The 13,028-nt window shown below is 70.2% G+C and carries 12 protein-coding genes; 6 read left to right on the forward strand and 6 right to left on the reverse strand.

Annotated elements, in window-relative coordinates:
• Window positions 1–104 precede the first annotated feature (104 nt).
• The 3 genes from AB0B61_RS32765 to AB0B61_RS32775 all read right to left on the reverse strand — a co-directional run bounded on the left by AB0B61_RS32765 (window position 105) and on the right by AB0B61_RS32775 (window position 2,298).
• Window positions 105–1,049: an alpha/beta hydrolase gene (locus AB0B61_RS32765; RefSeq protein WP_358440097.1), complete on the reverse strand. Its 945-nt coding sequence runs from the start codon at window positions 1,047–1,049 to the stop codon at window positions 105–107.
• Between the two features lie 161 nt (window positions 1,050–1,210).
• Window positions 1,211–1,825 carry an AraC family transcriptional regulator gene (locus AB0B61_RS32770; RefSeq protein WP_358440508.1) on the reverse strand — a complete coding sequence of 205 codons (615 nt, stop codon included), beginning with the start codon at window positions 1,823–1,825 and terminating at the stop codon, window positions 1,211–1,213.
• Window positions 1,777–2,298: a cupin domain-containing protein gene (locus AB0B61_RS32775; RefSeq protein ID WP_358440511.1), complete on the reverse strand. Its 522-nt coding sequence runs from the start codon at window positions 2,296–2,298 to the stop codon at window positions 1,777–1,779. The genes AB0B61_RS32770 and AB0B61_RS32775 overlap by 49 nt, the downstream gene beginning before the upstream one ends.
• Window positions 2,299–2,532: 234 nt before the next feature.
• Between AB0B61_RS32775 and AB0B61_RS32780 the strand changes: the two genes are divergently transcribed.
• Window positions 2,533–4,995, forward strand: coding sequence for a beta-galactosidase (locus tag AB0B61_RS32780; protein ID WP_358440100.1), 2,463 nt, complete (start codon window positions 2,533–2,535; stop codon window positions 4,993–4,995).
• A 94-nt stretch (window positions 4,996–5,089) separates the two neighbouring features.
• On the opposite strand, the gene AB0B61_RS32785 is transcribed toward AB0B61_RS32780, so the two are convergent.
• Complete coding sequence (locus tag AB0B61_RS32785; protein ID WP_358440102.1) at window positions 5,090–5,287, reverse strand: hypothetical protein; 198 nt, start codon at window positions 5,285–5,287, stop codon at window positions 5,090–5,092.
• A 306-nt stretch (window positions 5,288–5,593) separates the two neighbouring features.
• Between AB0B61_RS32785 and AB0B61_RS32790 the strand changes: the two genes are divergently transcribed.
• Genes AB0B61_RS32790 through AB0B61_RS32800 form a run of 3 tightly spaced genes read left to right on the forward strand, consistent with a single transcriptional unit; the run spans window position 5,594 to window position 7,920 of the window.
• Window positions 5,594–6,595 (forward strand): sugar kinase, encoded by a 1,002-nt coding sequence (locus AB0B61_RS32790; protein WP_358440104.1) that lies wholly within the window; start codon window positions 5,594–5,596, stop codon window positions 6,593–6,595.
• Window positions 6,567–7,328 carry an IclR family transcriptional regulator gene (locus AB0B61_RS32795; protein ID WP_358440106.1) on the forward strand — a complete coding sequence of 254 codons (762 nt, stop codon included), beginning with the start codon at window positions 6,567–6,569 and terminating at the stop codon, window positions 7,326–7,328. Before AB0B61_RS32790 ends, AB0B61_RS32795 begins: the two co-directional genes overlap by 29 nt.
• Window positions 7,315–7,920 (forward strand): bifunctional 4-hydroxy-2-oxoglutarate aldolase/2-dehydro-3-deoxy-phosphogluconate aldolase, encoded by a 606-nt coding sequence (locus AB0B61_RS32800; protein WP_358440108.1) that lies wholly within the window; start codon window positions 7,315–7,317, stop codon window positions 7,918–7,920. The genes AB0B61_RS32795 and AB0B61_RS32800 overlap by 14 nt, the downstream gene beginning before the upstream one ends.
• 9 nt (window positions 7,921–7,929) lie before the next feature.
• On the opposite strand, the gene AB0B61_RS32805 is transcribed toward AB0B61_RS32800, so the two are convergent.
• Together AB0B61_RS32805 and AB0B61_RS32810 are read right to left on the reverse strand one after the other, a co-directional pair.
• Window positions 7,930–8,943 (reverse strand): LacI family DNA-binding transcriptional regulator, encoded by a 1,014-nt coding sequence (locus AB0B61_RS32805; protein WP_358440111.1) that lies wholly within the window; start codon window positions 8,941–8,943, stop codon window positions 7,930–7,932.
• 74 nt (window positions 8,944–9,017) lie between these two features.
• Window positions 9,018–9,533, reverse strand: a complete 516-nt coding sequence (locus AB0B61_RS32810) for a hypothetical protein (RefSeq protein WP_358440113.1) — start codon at window positions 9,531–9,533, stop codon at window positions 9,018–9,020.
• A gap of 261 nt (window positions 9,534–9,794) precedes the next feature.
• On the opposite strand from AB0B61_RS32810, the gene AB0B61_RS32815 reads away from it, so the two are divergent.
• Both AB0B61_RS32815 and AB0B61_RS32820 read left to right on the forward strand, forming a co-directional pair.
• Window positions 9,795–12,563 (forward strand): BTAD domain-containing putative transcriptional regulator, encoded by a 2,769-nt coding sequence (locus tag AB0B61_RS32815; RefSeq protein ID WP_358440115.1) that lies wholly within the window; start codon window positions 9,795–9,797, stop codon window positions 12,561–12,563.
• Window positions 12,564–12,742: 179 nt separating this feature from the next.
• Entirely contained in the window at window positions 12,743–12,931 is a 189-nt protein-coding gene (locus tag AB0B61_RS32820; RefSeq protein ID WP_355448036.1) for a thiomuracin/GE37468 family thiazolyl RiPP peptide, read from the forward strand.
• The last annotated feature ends 97 nt before the right edge of the window (window positions 12,932–13,028 follow it).

Consider the following 13,028-nt stretch of genomic DNA (forward strand, 5'->3'; position numbering starts at 1 on the left):
TACGGTCTTTACCGATTCTTGCCCATGCGGCCCTCCGATGCCTGACTGTTTGACATATGTTCATTGCCGTAAGTCACGATTGTTGGAACTCCCGGTCTGCGGATTCAGGCCGGCAGACCGGCGAGCCAGCCGGTGAGGATCTCGTTGACCTCCGCAGGGCGTTCCTGCTGGACCCAGTGACCGCAGCCGTCGAGGATGTGTGAGGAGACCAGGCCCGGCAGGGTCGTCGGGAACGCCTTGATGGCGCCGGCCAGCCAGGTGGCGGTGGAGGCGTCCAGCGCGCCGCCGATGAACAGGGACGGCTGGGTGATGGGGGCGCCGTCGAAGTCGGTGAGGTCCTCCCAGTCCCGGTCCATGTTCCGGTAGCGGTTGAGCGCCCCGCTCATGCCGGTCCGCTCGAACTCCGCGGCGTAGACATCGAGGTCGTCCTCACTGAGCCAGGCGGGCAGCCGATCAGCGGGGAAGCGCTCGCGCAGCGTCCCGCCCCGGGAGACGAGAAGCGGATGGGGGGCGTCAGCGGGCGGCATGGTGTCGGCGGACAGGGCGGCGTAGAGGCCGGCGAGCCAGCCGCGGACGTCGGGCTCGATCTCGGCCTCGGCCCGGCCGGGCGCCTGGAAGTAGCCGACATAGAACTCCTCCTCCCCGCCCATGCGCGCGAACATCTCGCTGGGCCGCGGCCCGCCGCGCGGGGTGTACGGCACGCTGAGCAGCCCGACCGCGCGGAAGACGTCCGGCCTGACCAGGGCGGAGTTGGCGGCGATGGGCGCGCCCCAGTCGTGGCCCACGATCACCGCCGTCCGCTCGCCCAGGGCGTGCACCACGTCGACGTTGTCCTCGACCAGGTCGAGCATCCGGTACGCGGCTATGTCCGCAGGCTTGGAGGAGCGGCCATAGCCACGAACATCGACCGCGACGGCCCGGTAGCCGGCCGCGGCCAGCGCCGGCAGCTGGTGGCGCCAGGAGTACCAGGACTCAGGGAAGCCGTGCACCAAGAGCACCAGCGGCCCGGAGCCCTGCTCCACCAGGTGGACGCGGCCGGCGCGAGTCATGACCAGCCGATGTGTGAGCTCTGCGTCCGGGGCGGGCCGCATCATCGATCCTCCAAGGCTTGTGAGTTTGGGAATCATCCGGGAGACCATGAGGCCGCCGCGAATCGTGTTGCCGCTTCGGCAAAACCTCTCGAGGATACTCTGCCCGCTTTGACTCGGGATCAGCGTGCTCGGCGCCAGAGAGACGGGCTGACGCCGCGGGCGCGCTTGAAGGCCACGCTGAAGGCGAACGGGTCCTCGTACCCGACCGCGTGGGCCACTGCGGCGATGGTCATGTCGGTGTCGCGGAGCAGGTCCGACCCCAAGGTCATCCGCCAGCCGGTGAGGTAGGTGAGCGGGGGTTCGCCGACCAGGTCGGTGAAGCGGGCGGCGAAGGCGGCGCGGGACATGCCGACCTCGGCGGCCAGCGCGGCGACCGTCCACCGGCGCGCGGGATCCTCGTGGAGCAGCCGCAGCGCGTCGCCGATGGCGGGAACGGTCAACGCCCGATACCAGGCGGGGGACGCCGCCTGTGGCGTGGCGCACCAGGCCCGCAGCGCCAGCACGAGCACCAGATCCAGCAGCCGGCCCAGTACGGCGTCCTGGCCGGGCTCCTCGCGGGCGATCTCGGTGGCGAGCAGATCCAGCGCTGCCCGGGTACGGGGGCCGGCGGGGATGACCGCGAGCGGCGGGAGCATGGTCAGCAGGCGGTCGCCCACGTCGCCGTAGAGGTCGTAGCCGCCCCGGATCAGGGTCGTCGCCCCGGGCAGACCGTCGCCGTAGGTGCGGGGAGCCAGTCTCCGCTGGGCCCCGGCGGCACTTCGCTCCCGTCGAGAAGGTGTTTCCTGCCCTGGTACAGCACGACCTGGGGTGGGGTGGACGGGTCGTCGGCGATCGTGTGACGGCCGGTGCCGCTGATGAGGGCGAGATCGCCCGCGGACAGGCGTACCGGTGCGGCATCGGCCTCGTCGAGGCGGACCGACGCGTGGCCGCCGAGCGTGGCCACGATCGTGAGCGGAGGAGCGTCGGCGAAGGTCAGCGACCACGGTGGCCGCTGGATCAGCTGCCTGATCGTCGCATTGCCGGCCCGGGCCCGATGCAGCAGATCGCTCAGGACGTCCATGGGGCGGTCGCGCGGCTGCTCGCCGGCGTCCTGGTGGCCATCCGAGACGGCGGGGGCACTGAGGTCGCCGACGGCGTGGAACGAGCCCTCGGCCGCCGGCCCAGGCCTTTCGAGGACTATGTCACCGAAGCCGCCACGGCCGGTCACTGGAACTGATCGAACGCCGACCATCATGGGCGGGCCCCACGTGGCGCGGGGTCCGGCGGGTGCCACGTCGATATGGTGCCCACCGGACTCGGCGGGGTGACGATGACCCTGGAAGGGGAGCCGCGCGAGACGTGCCGTGGCTGATGAGCGAACATGTCGCGGGGGATAGGCGAACATGTCGCAGGTTATGAGCGAACGTGTCGTGGGTTATGAGTGGCGAGGAAGGCTCCAGCTGTGCAGCGACTGAGTGTGCCGGGCGAGTTGGCCCCACCCCTGCGGGGTCATCTGCGTCTTGGCGATCCGGCGCACGGGCCCGACGCGATCGAGGTGAACTCGCGCCACCTGACCCGTGGCGGCAGGCCGTGGTTTCCGGTCATGGGCGAGTTCCACTACGGCCGCTATCCCGCGGGCGAGTGGCGGGAGGAACTGCTCAAGGTCCGGGCAGGAGGAGTAACGGCGGTCTCCACCTATGTGTTCTGGAACCTGCACGAGGAGCGGTGCGGTGCGTTCGACTGGACGGGCGACCGTGACCTGCGCCGGTTCGTGATGACGTGCGCGGAGCTCGGGCTGGACGTGGTCGCACGCATCGGCCCGTGGGGTCACGGGGAGTCGCGCAACGGGGGATTCCCTGACTGGGTGCTCGCGGCGGACGGCGAGCCGCGTACTGACGACCCGCGCTACCTCGAACTCGTCCGGCCGTTGTTCGAGCAGATCGCCGCACAGCTCCAGGGCCTGACACGTGAGCACGGGGGCCCGGTCGTGGCCGTCCAGATCGAGAACGAGCTGTACGACCAGCCTGACCATCTGCTGACTCTCAAGCGGATGGCCCAGAAGGCCGGAATCGATGCCCCGCTGTGGACCGCCACTGGCTGGGGTCATGCCCAGTTGCCGCCGGACGAGCTGATCCCGGTGTTCGGCGGCTACTCCGAGGCGGCGTGGGACACCGCGCACGATGGGTGGCCGCAGCAGAGCAGGGCACACTACTTCTTCGGTCCGGGCCGTGACGACGACTCCATCGGCGCCGACCTGCGTACCGTCTCATCGTCCTCTTCCTTGGAGACTGACGAGAGTCACCTGGCGCGCTACCCGTTCGCCACCTGCGAGCTGGGTGGAGGCATGTACACCTCCTACCACCGTCGCCCCCTGGTGACGGCCGCCGACATCGCGGCTCTGGCGCTGGTCAAGCTGGGCAGCGGCTCTGTGTGGCAGGGCTACTACATGTACCACGGCGCGTCCCAGAAGATCGGCGCCCTGTCCACGTTGCAGGAGTCGCACGCCACCGGCTACCCCAACGACTGCCCGGTGATCACTTACGACTTCCAGGCGCCGCTCGGCGAGTACGGGCAGTTCCGCGACTCGTACGCCTACTTGCGGATGCAGCATCTGTGGCTGGCCTCCGACGGGCCCGATCTGGCCACCATGGTGCTGACGATGCCGCCGGACGCGCCGGACGACACCGCCGACCGGCGGTCCCTGCGCTGGGCCGTACGCTCCGACGGGCGCTCGGGGTTCCTGTTCGTGAACAACCACCAGCCGGTCGAGACACTGCCCGACCAGGAGAACGTCCGGTTCGCCGTCGAGCTGGCCGACCGCGAACTCGTCGTCCCGAGCGAGCCGGTGACCGTACCCTCCGGGGCCTACTTCGTCTGGCCCCTCGCACGTCCGATCGGGCGCAGCGTCCTGCTGACCGCCACCGCCCAGCCGGTGTGCGTCATCGACGGCGCCGAGCCCGTTCATGTGCTGACCCAGACCGCGGGCATCCCGGTCGAGCTGGTCTTCGACGCCGACACCGTCACCACGATCGACGGCCCGGCAACCGTGACCGGCAACGGCGGCGATGATGGCGGCAACGGCGACGGCGGCAACGGCAGCAAGGGCGCTAAGGGCGGCAACGGCGGCAAGGTCGTCGTGCGTGACCTGCGCCCCGGTGTCGACTGCCTGCTGCGAGTCACTGCCGCCGATGGGTCGAGCGCGCACGTCCTGATCCTGGACGAGAAGAGTGCGCTCACCGCCACGCGCGCCAAGGTGTGGGGCAGGGACCGGCTGATCCTCAGCTCCCGCCCGGCGGTCGTGGACGGTGACCAGCTCGTCCTCTACGGCGGCGGCCCAGGTGATCTGCTGCGCGTCTTCCCGGGCCCGAACAAGGAGTACGACGGCTGCGAGGTCATCGAACTGCCCGCCCCATCCGCCGAAGCCCCGTCCGCTGAGATGGCGTCCGCCGAGACAGCGTTCCCCGAGACAGCGGCCGTTGAGACGGTGGCCGCCGAGGTGGAGCAGGTGGTGGTGGCGGGGCCCGCCAGGCGGCCGGTCATCGACGAGGCGTCAGGCCGTGCCTCGGCCCCCGGCGACCAGGACTTCGAGCACGCCGCCGTCTACCGGATCACCGTGCCCGCCGCCCTGCTCGGCAGCGAGGAGGAGGTGTTGCTGCGCCTCGACTGGTCCGGTGACGTCGGCCGGGCCTACATCGGCGGGCGCCTGGTGGCCGACCGGTTCTGGTACGGCCCGTGCTGGGAGATCGGCCTGCGCCGTTTCCGCACGGAGCTGCTGGAGCACGGGGCGATCGAGCTGCGCCTCCTGCCGTTCGCGCAAGACGCGCCCGTGTACGTGCCTCCCCGGACGCGCGCGCGGAGGTGGCCGCTGGAGCTGCGCTCGGCAGAGTTCGTGCCGGTCACGCGTACCGTGCTGGAGACGAAGTGAGCGCCCGCTGAAGGAGACCACGAAGGCGCCGGGTGGAGCTCAACTCACCGCCCGGACGGCGCCGGGTGGAGTTCGACCCACCCCCGGGCGACCCCTACTCCACCCAGTCGGCCAGTTCAGGCATGGCCTTCTCGTTGACGTGCAAACCGATGCCCGGCTCCGCCGGCAGGTGCGGAACGCCGCCGATCACCTCGGCCTCGCCCAGGAACAGCGGTTCGACGCGCTGGTCCAGACCCCAGTACGACGGGTTGGTGAGGTGCTCGATCCACGTGCGGCCGGGCTGCGAGAGCACCACATCGACCGCGCCACGTGCCGCGCTTCGACTCGGATGATCTCCATCATCCGCTCCTTCGAGGTGCCCCCACCCACGGTGAGCGGAGGCGTCGACTATATTGCAAATGCAGCACAGCCATTGCAGAGAATGCAATATGGAGGGTCCAATGCAGGTAGTGACATGGGCGGGGGTGGATCGGCCCGCCCATGAAGAGGTTCCGGCTCTGGAGCTCGCGACCGGTCAGGTGCTCGTCAGGGTGTCGAGAGTGGGCATCTGCGGGTCCGCTCCGCATGTACATCGACGCCAACGAGGGATGAACGGCCGATGAGACCCGTAGACGTACTCGCGATCGGCGAGACCATGGTGATGGTCACCCCGACCGCGGGCGGCCGCCTCGACGCGGACAGCAGCTTCATCCTGCGCCCAGGCGGCGCGGAGTCCAACGTCGCCGCGCTGCTCGCCCAGCTCGGCCACACCACGGCCTGGGCCGGCGCGGTCGGCCGCGATCCGCTCGGTGACCTCGTGGTCGACTCGCTCCGCGCTCGCGGGGTGGACGTCGGCCTCGTCCATCGCGACGACGAGCGGCCCACCGCCGTGTACTTCAAGGACCCGACCGCCTCGGGCACCTCCGTCTACTACTACCGAAGCGGCTCGGCCGCCTCGGTCATGACCGCCGCCGACGTCGCGGGCTGGGCCGTGCGGCCGGCGAGGGTGACGCACATCTCTGGCATCACCGCGGCGATCTCCCCGCAGTGCCTGGAGCTGACCAGGCACATCGTGTACGACCGTCCGCTGCGGCCGTCCGTGGTGAGCTTCGACGTCAACCACCGGCCGCGCCTGTGGGGGAGCGGCGCCGTCGCCGCGTCGGTGCTGCTGGAGCTCGCGCAGCGGGCCGACATCGTCTTCGTCGGCCGTGACGAGGCGGCGGCGCTGTGGGGCACCACGGACGCCGAAAGCGTGCGCGCGCTGCTCGACGGGCCCACCTACCTGATCGTCAAGGACGCCGCGATCGAGGCGGTCGGCTTCACCCCGACGGGGGTGCACCGGGCGCCGTCCCTGCCGGTCGAGGTCCTCGACGCGGTCGGCGCGGGCGACGCGTTCGCGGCCGGGTGGCTGAGCGGGTTCCTTGATGGCCGCGACGAGGTGACGCGGCTGCGCCTGGGACACTACGCGGCCTCCCGCGTGCTGATGTCTCCGGCCGACCTGGCCGATCTTCCCCCCGCTGACGAGGTCGTCTCGCTGCTCGCAGAAGCAGAAGCAGAAGCAGAAGCAGAAAGAGAAGGAGGAGAGCACCACCATGTCGCAGACCGTCGCCCGTGCCATTGACATCGTCGGGTTCGTCTCCGTACGGCACCGCACGCTCGGTGAGATCGCCGAGCACCTCGGGGTGCACAAGTCGACCGCGCTGCGCCTGCTCCAGACGCTGGAGGAGGGCGGTTTCGTGCGGCGCGTCCCTGGCAGCGCGTACGCCATGGGCTTCCAGCTCATCGCGCTCGGCCAGCTGGCCCTCGACCAGGTCGAGGCCCGCTCCCTCGCGCATCCCATCCTGAACGACCTGAGCGAGCGCTACGGCCACACGGTCCACCTGGGGGAGCTGGCCGGAGACCAGATCGTGTACGTCGACAAGATCGACGGCCGGGGCAGCGTGGCCATGGGCTCCCGCATCGGCCTGCCCGCCCAGGCGCACAGCGCGGCCGTCGCCAAGGTCATCCTCGCCTACCAGGACGACAGGACCCGCGCCCGCGTTCTGGAGCGCGTCACGTTCACCCGCTTCACCCCCACGACCATCACCGACGCCGCCGCCTTCGAAGCCGATCTCGCGCTCACCAGGGAGCGGGGCTGGGCCGAGGACGACGGCGAGCATGAGGACTACATCAACTGCGTGGCCCTGCCGGTGTTCGACGCCCGCGGCAAGGTCATCCACGCCATCTCCATCACCGCCCTGCGCGCGGTCGCACCGCTGGAGCAGCTGCGTGCGCACATCGACGACTTCCGCCAAGCGGCCCACGAGATCTCCAAGACTCTGGGCTGGACAGGAGACGACCATGGACGCCGCTGAGTTCTTCGGCAGCCACCTCGACCGCAACCCGGTCCTCGGCATCTTCCGCAACCTCGATCCCCAGGCCACCGTGCGGATGTGCGAGCACGCCTGGGCGTCCGGCATCGAGCTCGTCGAGGTGCCGGTACAGACGGCCGACGCGTTGCCGTCGCTGCGCGCGGCGGTGGACGCGGCCAAAGCGAGCGGAAAGAGCGTCGGCGCGGGCACGGTGACCACGGCCGAGCAGCTGGCAGCCGTCAGCGAGCTGGGCGTCGCCTTCACGGTCGCCCCCGGACTGCATCCCGAGGTCGCGACGGAATCGCTGCGGCTCGGACTGCCGCACCTGCCGGGTGTGGCCACCTCCACGGAGATCGCCGCGGCCCTGGCCCGTGGCTTCACCTGGCTGAAGGCGTTTCCCGCGGCACAGCTCGGCGCCGATTGGATCAAGGCGCAGCTCGCGCCGTTCCCCGGAGTCAGGTTCGTGGCGACGGGGGGCATCGACGCGTCCAACGCCGCCGACTTCCTCGCGGCCGGATGCCGGGGTGTCGCCCTGGGCTCGGCGCTGAACGACCCGGACGCCCTGGAACGGCTGCGCAAGCTGACGAATTGTTGACAGCCATAATCAAACAGATGCCGGGTCCTGGGCCTGGCCGCCGGGAGGCGCGGTGGAGCGGCGGACGACCAAGGTCGGCGTGACGGAGAAGTGCACCGCCGCCGTGCGGCCTTCGATGCGCTCCAGCAGCAGCCGTCCCGCCGTACGGCCCATGACCGCTCCGTCCTGATCGACCGTGGTCAGCGCGATGTTGGGATGGGCGGCCAGCCGGGTGTTGTCGTAGCCGGCCACGGAGACGTCGCCGGGGGCGGAGAGGCCGACCTCATGGAGGGCGGCGAGGACGCCGAGAGCCGCCTCGTCGGAGCCCGCGAAGATCGCGGTGGGGCGTGGGGACCGGCCCAGCAACTCATAGGTGCCGCGATGGCCGCCCTCCTCGGAATATGAGGTCGCGACCACGGCGATCTCCTCGGCCAAGTCGTGATCGCGCATCACGCGTTCGTAGCTCTCGGCCCTGATGCGCGGCACCTGGTCGGCGGGTCGCCGCTGGTCCTGCTGGAAGGTGATGTGCCCGATGCGCCGGTGCCCGAGTGCGATCAGGTGCTCCATGACGAGCTCGGAGCCGATCCGGTCGTCATCGACGATCGAGTCGTACGCCGCCGACCGGTCGTGCCTGCCGAGCACCACGGTGGGGATCTCGCGTGCGACCTGCTCCAACCGGGTGCGCCCGGCGAGCGGAGCGATCATGAGGATGCCGTCCACCTGCCGATCGATCAGGGCGTCGATCGCTCGTTCCTCGGTCTTGTCCTGGGTGCCGCCCTGGATCATGATCGCTTGATAGCCGGACTCCGCGAGCTGCTCCACCAGGCCGCTCATGATCTCGGCGTAGAACGGGAGCCCGATGTGCCGCATGAGCACGCCGATGGTGTACGCCCGTCCGCGCAGCGCTCGCGCGGCGGCTTGCGGCCGGTAGCCCAGTTCCTCGATGGCCCGCTGGACGCGCTCGCGCATGGCCTCGCTGACGCCGTAGTCGTTGCGGATGACCTTCGAGACCGCCGCCTTGGAGACCCCGGCGTGTTTCGCCACGTCAGAAATGGTCACTCTTCGTCGTCGCTCGGACGCGACCATGGGGCATCCCTTCTCGCCGAATCCCGCAGAGGTCAGGATGACCTGGTACGCGGAGCCAGTGCCGCCTGGATACGGTCATGAATCCCGGCCGCCTCCGCCGACAGCGGCGGCCTGCGCACCGTGGGAAGACGGCCGGCGTGCCGCAGCACCAGCATCGCGAACCGCTCGGCCTCGTGTTCCTGCGGCTCTGAGTATGTCGTCCGGCCGAGCACCGAGCGGACCATGGCCGGGTCCAGCGTCGGCAGCAGGATGCGCAGCAGGGCGTCGGGGGCGATCGGCGCCGACTCGTGCTCGCACAGCATGTGGCCCAGTTCGTGCAGGATGATGTGCTCCTGATGGCTGCGGCTGGTCCGCTGCTCGTAGCAGATGAAGTCGACCGAGTCGGTGGCCAGCCACATGCCGCTGGGGCCGTCCGCGGCGGTGTCGACGGGCCTGAGCTCGATGCGCCGCCGCCGGGCCCGCGCCACCTGGTGGGTGAACTCCACGATGTCGAACGGGTGCGGGATCTCCAGCCGCTCGACGATCTCTTCCAGGCGTTCGCCGCTCACGAACCTCCTCATGGGGCGTACCGGCCACAACACCCACATCATAGGCCGCCCGCGAAGGTTCAACAGAAGTTTAAGCACGCAGCCGCCCGTCTTGGCTTAGATTGACAGGGAGTGCGGCAACTGCCGTTTATCCACCATCCATACCCCGGCAAATCCCGGCAACACGGTCCGTAGCTCGTCCCCGTGGGAGGTCAGGCATTGGCAGGCGCGTCATCCGGAACGGCTGTGGGATCACATGGCGGCGACATCAGCTTCGGTGTATTGGGGCCCTGGGAGGTGCAGGTCGGTAAGGACGCGGTGGCGGTGCCCGTCGGCCAGTTGCGGACGGTCCTCGCGTCGTTGCTGCTGTCGGTCGGCCAGTCGGTCTCGACGCCCACGCTCGCCGAGCGGCTCTGGCCGGGCGAAGGACCGGGCTGGCCGCGCGGCGCCGTACACACCTATGTCACCAGGCTGCGGCGGCTGATCGGGGCGGACCTCATCCAGACCGAGCCGGACGGCTACCAGCTCCAGATCGAGCCCGACGCGGTGGACCTGCACCGCTTCCGCGGCCTCGTGCGGCGCGCCGACGACGCCGGCTCCACCCAGGAGGAGATGGACCTGTTACGCGAGTCGCTGCGGTTGTGGCGCGGTCAGCCCTTCGGCAACGCCAGCGGCCCCTGGCTGGAACACGAGGTGATCCCCCTCCTGACGGAGGAGTGGTTCGGCGCCACCGAGCGCCGGATCGACCTGGAGCTGGCCAGCGAGCCGCCGGGGCGCCTCATCGCCGAGCTGACGGAGCTGACCAAGCGCTACCCGAGCCGCGAGCCGCTGTGGACGCGCCTGATCACCGCTCTGCACCGCAGCGGCAGGCGCGCGGAGGCGTTGAGCGCCTACCAGCGCGTACGTACGGTGCTGCGCGAGGAGCTCGGCCTGGACCCGAGTGAAGAACTGGTCCAGCTGCACCAGACGGTGCTCATGGGCGACACCGGCGACCACCCGGGCGGCACGGCCATCCGGCGCGGGACGCCGAGCCCCCGGCAACTGCCCCACGGCATCGCGCGCTTCACCGGCCGGGAGGACGAGCTGGCGGCACTGGACCGGCTGCACTCAGGCGTGGCGGCGTTGGGCCGGAACGGCAGAGGCACGAACGCCCCGATCATCGTGACCATCGACGGCGCTCCCGGGGCGGGCAAGTCGACGCTGGCCGCGCACTGGGCCCACCGAGTCGCCCATGACTACCCCGACGCCCAGCTCTACCTCAACCTCCGCGGCTACGGACCGAGCGAGCCGATGACGCCGGCCGCGGCGGCGGAGAGCCTCCTGCGCGGTCTCGGCGTGGAGAGCGAGGCCATCCCCGTCGACGTGGACGAGCGCTGCGCGTTGCTGCGTACCATCCTCGCCGACCAGCACGCGCTCATCCTGCTGGACAACGCCCGGAACGCCGACCAGGTGCGCCCGCTCCTGCCGGGCGCCGGCGGCCTGGTCATCGTGACCAGCCGCGACCAGCTACGGTCTCTGTCGATCCGTGACGGCGCGCACCGTGTCACGTTGGGCGCGATGCCGGAATCCCAGGCCGTCGAGCTGCTGGCGGCGGCCGTCGGCCCCTCCCGGGTCGCCCGCGAGCCCGCGGCGGCCTCCAGGCTGGTCGAGCTCTGCGACCATCTGCCTCTCGCGCTGGCCATCATCGCCGAACGCGCGCAGCGCGCCGCCACACTCGCCGAGGTCGTCGACGGGCTGGCGGACGAGAAGGCCCGACTCGACAACCTGGGAACCGGCGAGAACGATCCGAACATCGACCTGCGCGCCGTTCTGTCCTGGTCCTACGGAGCGCTCAGCCCGGCGGCGGCCGCCACGTTCCAGGCGCTGGGCCTGCACCCCGCCAGCGACATCGCGCTGGAGACGGTCGAGGCACTGGTCGACCTTCCGCCCGCCGAGGTCAAGCGGGGCCTGGACCAGCTCGTGGCGGCCCATCTGCTCGAACAGCGCCGCCCCTGCCGCTACCAGCTGCACGACCTGATCCGGCTGTACGCCGTCGATCAGGCACGGCTGCACATGCCGCCCGGCGAGCGGCAGGCCGCCATACGGCGCTTCCTCGATCACTACCTCTTCACCGCTGTGAGCGCCGACCAGCACCTGGTGCCGTACCGCCGCCGCGACTTCCTCACGCCGATGCGGCCGCGCCGGCGTCCTCTCGCGTTCGCCGACGCCGACGAGGCGATGGCCTGGCTGGAGCTGGAGTACGACTCTCTCCGGGCGGTGACGTCATGGGCGGCCACGAACGGGTGGGCGCACTACTCATGGCGCATAACCATGGCCATGACCAGCTTCTTCGACGCGCGCATCCCGTGGTCCGACGGCCTGGACAGCCTGAAGTCGGCGGTACGCGCGGCGCGGGCCGCGAGCGAGCCCATCGGCGAGGCCTACACCCTCAACTCCGTGGGCTGCATCTACTCCGACAGGGGTGACGTCGAGCCGGCGGAGCGACATTTCCGCGAAGCGCTCATTCATTTCGAGCGCAGCAAGAGCCCGTACGGCGAGGCCATGGCGCTGTGCAATCTCGGCATGACCTATGGCGAGGCCGGCGAATACGGAAAGGCCCAGCGGCATTTGATGCGTGCGCTGGATCTGCACGAGCGGAACGAATATCCCCGTGGCATCGCCCTGGCCCTGGACAACATCGGAATCGCGCAGACCGTGGCCGGCCATTACCGCTGCGCGGTCAAGGCGTTCCAGCAGGCGCACCGGATCAACCTGCGGCTCAGGGAGTACACGTCCGACGCGATGTGCCTGCGCAACCTGGGCCGCGCCTACGTCATGACGGGCGACACCCGCGCGGCCGTCCGCGCCTTCCGCCAGTCCATCGACCTGTTCCGCCGGACGAGGAACCAGCGCTGGGAGGCGATCACCCTCGCCGATCTCGGCGACGCGCTCAACGAGGCCGGACACGACATGCTGGCCCGCGGCATCCTGCGGACGGCGCTCGACCTGATGGCCGGGCTGGCCGATCCGCGAGCCCACGACATCGAGGCCGTTCTCGCGTCCACCGCGTGAGGGCGGCCTTTCCAAGAAGCTTTTCAGCGCGCCGACAGGTCGGTGACAGGCCGGTGAAAGGCGCTTCTCCGCGCGCCGGAGTTAGCCTTCCGTTCGGAAGCCACTAGCCGCATTTTTCCTGGCGGATTATGCGCGGCTATGGGTCTTGCGATTTTCTCCCGAGAAAGGCTGACAAGAGAATGAGCGTTTCCCAGAAGCTCGACTTCGACCTCAAGAACCTGCCGATGGACGTTTTCGACCTCGCCGACAGCGGTCTCGCCATCGAGTCGCTGACCGCGGGCCACGGGATGGCGGAGAACGGCGCGTCCGTGCTCTGCCCGAGCGTCTGCAGCACCTCGACGTCGTCGACGAGCTCGAGCAGCAGCTGATTCCCGGCCGGGGGGGCGGCGGGGGGGGCGCCGGGCCCGGCCCGCCCGGCGAGGCGGGGGCCGAGCTAGTAAGGAAGAGCACCCGGCACAACGCCGG

Source organism: Nonomuraea sp. NPDC049158, from assembly GCF_040648335.1.
In the GTDB taxonomy this organism is placed as follows: Bacteria; Actinomycetota; Actinomycetes; order Streptosporangiales; family Streptosporangiaceae; genus Nonomuraea.